At 44.1% G+C, this 6,180-nt stretch carries 7 protein-coding genes; 2 read left to right on the forward strand and 5 right to left on the reverse strand.

The window, feature by feature from the left end; all coding sequences use genetic code 11:
• Window positions 1-9 precede the first annotated feature (9 nt).
• From HF638_RS17445 to HF638_RS17465, 5 genes are all read right to left on the reverse strand, one after another.
• Window positions 10-591, reverse strand: coding sequence for a hypothetical protein (locus HF638_RS17445; protein WP_169481333.1), 582 nt, complete (start codon window positions 589-591; stop codon window positions 10-12).
• A gap of 32 nt (window positions 592-623) precedes the next feature.
• Entirely contained in the window at window positions 624-770 is a 147-nt protein-coding gene (locus HF638_RS17450) for a hypothetical protein (protein ID WP_169481334.1), read from the reverse strand.
• 50 nt (window positions 771-820) lie between these two features.
• Window positions 821-1,804 (reverse strand): alpha/beta hydrolase, encoded by a 984-nt coding sequence (locus tag HF638_RS17455; RefSeq protein WP_169481335.1) that lies wholly within the window; start codon window positions 1,802-1,804, stop codon window positions 821-823.
• 232 nt (window positions 1,805-2,036) lie between these two features.
• A complete protein-coding gene (locus tag HF638_RS17460) occupies window positions 2,037-2,792 on the reverse strand; it encodes an exodeoxyribonuclease III (protein WP_169481336.1) in 756 nt (251 codons plus the stop codon).
• Between the two features lie 109 nt (window positions 2,793-2,901).
• A complete protein-coding gene (locus tag HF638_RS17465; RefSeq protein WP_169481337.1) occupies window positions 2,902-3,459 on the reverse strand; it encodes a GNAT family N-acetyltransferase in 558 nt (185 codons plus the stop codon).
• 165 nt (window positions 3,460-3,624) lie between these two features.
• On the opposite strand from HF638_RS17465, the gene solA reads away from it, so the two are divergent.
• Window positions 3,625-4,761, forward strand: a complete 1,137-nt coding sequence (solA, locus tag HF638_RS17470) for an N-methyl-L-tryptophan oxidase (protein ID WP_169481338.1) — start codon at window positions 3,625-3,627, stop codon at window positions 4,759-4,761.
• Window positions 4,762-5,409: 648 nt separating this feature from the next.
• Window positions 5,410-5,934: a hypothetical protein gene (locus HF638_RS17475; RefSeq protein WP_169481339.1), complete on the forward strand. Its 525-nt coding sequence runs from the start codon at window positions 5,410-5,412 to the stop codon at window positions 5,932-5,934.
• The last annotated feature ends 246 nt before the right edge of the window (window positions 5,935-6,180 follow it).

Consider the following 6,180-nt stretch of genomic DNA (forward strand, 5'->3'; position numbering starts at 1 on the left):
ATCTTCTGCTTAAGATTCTGTCCAGGTCAACGTCAGTTCAATGACGCCTTCCTGCCCCGCCAATGTTCCACCAATTAGGGACCAGACATCCTGCGTCTCCGGGTCGGTTCCCTGAATAATAATATTTTTGTCATCGATCGTCTGACCTGCATCCGTTAACTTTTTGGCGTTAAAGTAATCTTTATACAGCTGGGATACGGTTTTCATATCTTGTTCAGTGGAGAAAATCACCATGGCTGATTGCTTGCCTTCATTCTCACCGGAGTTAGCTAAACGAATCGTTGCATCTTCCGGTAGGGGGAAGTCACTTGGCAAGTTCTCTGGCAACTCACTGTTTCCAGCAGCAGCTTGCTCACCGCTATCTGAATCTGAGTCGGCTGGCGCAGTCGTACCCTCCGTCTCGGTCACTCCACTTGTTGTTGCTTCGCTCGTTCCTTCATTCGTGGCTTGTTCACCAGTTCCGGAGGAAACTTCGGTATCCACCTTCTCAGTATCACCTGTCGGTTCGTCAGCCGCGCTACTGCAAGCACTTAAGGCCACTACCATCGCCAATGCCGCACAAGCCATTAAAACCTTCTTTTTCTTCATCATCAATAATCACTCCTTCTTCTTAGTTTAATATGCTACTCACGTTCGTACGTCTGGATAACGGGCACCGCATCGACGTTATTCTTGACCCATATGACAGATACAGATAATACACTCAATGACAATAGACAACTGGCTACGAGTATGGACAGGAATCGGGTGACAACTCTAATCTTTTTCATCCATCCCTCCTCCTCATCCTGTTCATCATGTGTTTGCGGAATCATGTTACTCATAGGTCACTGGACGGTGTCACTAATTTCATGATCTCGGCGACGACAATATCCGGCTGACTTTTGTGGATACTGTGTTTCGCGTGTGGAACCGTCAGCTGTGTTCCGTGTCTTGACCATGAAGCAAAATCCGTTTGATCGGTCTGCCATGCCTGACTGTCCTCATCCGACTCCTCCGAACCGGCTGTCAGGATTGTCAAGGGGAAGTCGAACTTCGTTTTGTTCTCAAGCACACACGCTGCATTCGTTCTGGAATTCCGAACCTCATCCATGACATTGTCATTGTACGCATGTCTCAGCGTGGATATCGTGATGGCCTTTTTCATCGTTTCCGTTACCAGTTTCGGGTCAATGACCAGAGATGCCATCATGCGATCCGATTGCAGCAACGTTCGTGCGATGCCTGTTTTCACCAGAAAACGGGACCAATCCATCATCCATTCTGGTGTATCCAGGTCCGTACGACTGTAATACTCTGGGCTGCCACCATCGATCATGACCATGCCTGCCACCTCATCAGGATACCTTTGTGCAAACCGCAGTGTCTCCAGCGCACCCATGGAGTGACCGACCATGATGTAAGGTGGACGTTGACCGGATGTTCGCAGCAATTGGTGAATCTCTTCCGAGATGGTGTCGACATCACGAGGTTCATCCGTATAATCGCTGTATCCATACCCGAACCGATCATATACCGCAATTTTCACCTGTGATTTCAACTTGTCATATAGCGGACTGAAATCCACATACGGATTGGGCGTACCCCAGCCTGAGGCAAATACCACCGTTACCTCTCCTTTGCCAGCAGTGTAGAGATGCATGTTGCGACCACTCACTTCATAATACTTGCCTGGCGGGGGATAGGACTTCATATCCTGCGTGGATTGATAAGCCTCATACGCCGTTCCCGTCAGCAGCAAAAGCCCTGCGGCGAGCATTATGCCTCCCAGCACTTTCAACCCTTTCCGTAACCCCTTCTTCATCTTCTCTACCCCTTACCCCAAAGGTTCATCTATATATGTATGCTTCAATCGTACCCAAGAAATAGCGGGATTGAAACAATCCCGAGTCCAGTTCTTTCCCCAACCAAAGTCCAGTGTCCCTCCCCTACCTGTGACGCAAAAAAACTGCAAATCTCCCATTCAGGAAACTTGCAGTTCATCTATACCTGTATTCTAAAACTCTTACCTCAATCTATCTCACAATGATCCTTACCTATAGTTGCAACGTAAGACCCACCGGGCAATGATCACTGCCCATCACGTGGCAGTCGATATGCGCATCTGCCACCTTAGGTGCCAATTGATTGGATACGAGAAAATAATCAATGCGCCAGCCCACGTTCCGTTCTCTAACCTTCGGCATATAAGACCACCAGCTGTATACATCCGTACGATCCGGATACAAATGACGGAAGCTGTCTACATACCCGGAAGCAAGCAAATCAGTCATCTTGCCACGCTCTTCAAGGGTAAATCCGGAATTGCCCAGATTGGGCTTCGGATTCTTCAGGTCAATCTCCTGATGAGCCACATTCAGGTCACCACAGACGATAACCGGCTTAGTCTGCTCCAATTGCAGAATGTACCACCGGAATCGATCCTCCCATTCCAGACGATAAGGCAGCCGGGTCAGATCCCGCTTCGCGTTAGGGGTATAGACGTTCACCAGATAAAACTCATCATATTCCAGTGTAATCATCCGTCCTTCCGGCTCGCTGTCCTCCTCCATCCCGTAACGAACGGATAAAGGTTTAATTCGGCTAAATACAGCCGTACCGGAATATCCTTTTTTGATCGCATAATTCCAATATTGATAAACATCTTCCCCCAGGTCCATCTCAATCTGTCCGGCTTGTAATTTGGTCTCCTGAAGGCAGAAAATATCCGCCTGAGTCTCTTGATAATAATCCATGAATCCTTTGGTAACACATGCCCTTAAGCCATTCACATTCCAGGACACCAGCTTCATATCCTCATCTCCTCACATCTCTCCAATATAGCATGGGCTCATTCAGAGGGACAAGCCTTACGGCTCTGGAATGAGATGGAGTCATTGGAATCCTTGTGGGCTAGCTTGCCTATATTTCGCTTCGTAACTTAGAGAACACCGCAAGGTCAATATATCTGCCTTTCTCAAACTCATGCTGCCGCAGTACACCCTCTTGTTGAAAACCAAGCTTGTGCAGCAGGCGGATTGACGACTCGTTCACCGGTTCAACCTTCGCTTCGATCTTGTTGAGTTGCATGCTCGTGAATCCAAAATGCAGCACAGCATCGGCCACTTCCGTCATAACACCACTGCCCCAGAAAGAGGAACACAAGTCGTATCCAATCTCTGCACGGTTATGTACATCTTCGTAGTTCAAGAACCCACAGGTTCCGATCACTTTACGAGTTTCACGGTCTTCAATCATCCAGCGTAAACCCGTATGTTCCTGGAAAATCTTCGCATACCAGTTCATCTCACCCTGTGCATCTTCCACGGATTCAAAGGGAGTGAATGGCATATATTGAACCACAGCTTCATCCGAATATAACGCCAACAAGTCGTGGCTGTCCCCAGCCTCTGCTGATCGAAGGATGAATCGTTCTGTCTGAATTAGTGGAAACAGATCAAATCTAAATTGCTCACTCATGCGAGGTCTCCTTTGCAACATTCATTGTAGAAGTCCATTTTACTATTAATATGTTCTATTAACATCTCTCTCTTCTCTATAAGCTGTTCTATTGACTATTAAAAGTGGGGAGACTACATTATGCTTTAGAAGATTAACATTGGAAATAGACTAGGAGGCGGAACCATGACCACAAAATCATATGACGTTATTATCGTAGGAACCGGCTCCATGGGCATGAGTGCGGGTTATTATCTAGCGCGCAGTGGATGTAAAACTTTACTGATTGATGCCTTTGATCCTCCGCACACGGAAGGAAGCCATCACGGAGATACCAGACTGATGCGCCATGTGTACAGTGGTGGGCCTGACTATATTGCCATGGCACTGCTTGCACAGGAGTTATGGCACGAACTGGAGGAAACAACTGGCCACCAACTGTTTGTTCCTTCTGGTGTATTGAATGTGGTTGATCCGGAGATTCATTCCTTCCACAACCGATTGAGCCATGCAGATGATGCAGGCATTCGGTATGAAACGTTACATGCAGCCGAGGTGATGAAACGCTGGCCAGGTATTACAGTACCTGAACATTACGAGGGTATGTATGAGCCTGATGCGGGTTATTTGTATAGTGAACGCTGCATACGTGCCTTTCGCAAGGCAGGTGAGGATCAAGGTGCCACCTTGTTAACTCACACTCGTGTGGAGCATATCGAATACGGACCACATTCCGTGGCAGTTCAGACTTCAGGTGGCGAGACATACCATGCGAATCAAATCATCCTGAGCGCTGGTGCCTGGTTTCAGACGTTAAAACCTTTCGTGGATCTCCCGATCCAGGCTGTGCGTAAAACGGTTGGATGGTTTGATGCACCAGAAGCCTTATACGGCGAGGCACACTTCCCCGGTTTTACACTGGCAGGAAAAGAAGGTACATATTATGGATTTCCAAGCATTGGCGGAACAGGACTGAAGATGGGTCGTCATGATACGGGTCAGGTGTGGACACCAGGAAGTACAATGGCTCCTTTTGGTACGGAAGAAACGGACGAGGGGGATCTGCGCAGGCTGCTCGAACTTCATATGCCTCAGGCAGCTGGAGCATTGAAACGTGGTAGTGTGTGCAAGTATGAATTCACTTCGGATGAAGACTTTATTATCGACCGACACCCTGCCCATGAACGTGTGTGGCTCGCAGGCGGTTTCTCCGGTCACGGCTTCAAGTTCGCAAGTGCCATTGGGCAGATTCTATCCGACTTGGTGCAAACAGGACATACGGATCAGGATATTGGAAGGTTTGCATTATCACGTTTTCGTTAAAAATATATCGTGGGTAACGTGCTTTCTTAGATGGTGCATTCTGTTTTGAACACTGCACCATCTAAAAAGAAGCATTCTATAAAGAAATTAATTTATAGTAAAGTAGTATAAGATTACTTGTCATAGTTTTATCTGCTCTTGAACCATGAAGATAATTAAATATATATCCGTTTTATATCATTAATCCACTAATTCCCATTCCTCCTCCAAAAATTCAACCTTCCCTTTTATTTTAAAAGATCCTTCAACATCAAAAAAACTTTTTACCTGACTTGGCCTGGATTGAGGTTGGGTCATAGTCTATATAAAAAATTCTATCTCTTAGTAAGGCCATCTGTAACTTGAAAGAATCTGGCTGAACTGCTTCACTCTCGTATCCTTAACCGAACGCTTTAGCTGACCTCGGATTAATAAATTTATAATTCTATATTTTTTTAATAAAAAATGCACATTATTACATTTATGTGTGATAACCTGGTATTTATTGTTTAATGGATATTAGTCCTTGAATACCCATTAAATTAGGAGGGATACGCTTGAAAAAGAAAGTTTTAATCTCAACAGATGAACTTTATAGATCTACCAGCATAATATCAATAAAAATCTGGTCAGCTTCAGCGTATGTAAATCATACGTTGAATTAAACTAATGATGAAGAATAAAAAATATACTAAAACCGTTGCTCTTGTCGTTATATTTCTTGTTATTCTATCTGTCATTCTTCTTATTAATAGAAACCTCAATAATAAAGAAGCCAATGACGAGAACTCAAATTACTATGATAGCTTTGTTTCAAGTGTTCAGACGTTAAATCAGACTCTGGCTAAAATTGATGAAAATAAAAAAACGGATCAACTTGCTGTACTTATGTTTGATGCATACGCGTCTATTATTTTTGTAAATGATCGACTCGAACTTCTAAAAAATAATACTTCTAATCCACTTGATGTAGATTCTTTAAAAAATGATCTCTCACTACTACAAAATTATTATGAACCTCTTGTACGAAATCAAATATCAAATGAACATGAAATGGACTTCCAAACTCATAATAAATTAATGGAACAGATTCATTTGTTCCATAACGAATTACCAAAAAAATACGAGAATTCTAAAAAATTTGTTCAGCAATTTAATAATGCAGCAGGACACATTAAATCTATAGTTAATTGATGCAATCACAAGCTCTCGAGTTGAAGTAATGTTGTGTAGTTAAAAATCTGTATCGTTTTGTATGAAAGCCGTTGATTTCAACTAATTATTGATGAAGCCCCGCCAAACCTTATTTAGGTTAGCGGGGCTTTATCAACTTATTTGTGAAACTATTAATATTACTTTATATGACGGATTGTCAAACCAAGTGCGACAGTTCTTCTGCGAAAGATTCGTGAGCGGTCTTCCAACCCAAGCATTTTCGTG

It is taken from the genome of Paenibacillus sp. SZ31 (assembly GCF_012912005.1).
GTDB lineage: Bacteria > Bacillota > Bacilli > Paenibacillales > Paenibacillaceae > Paenibacillus.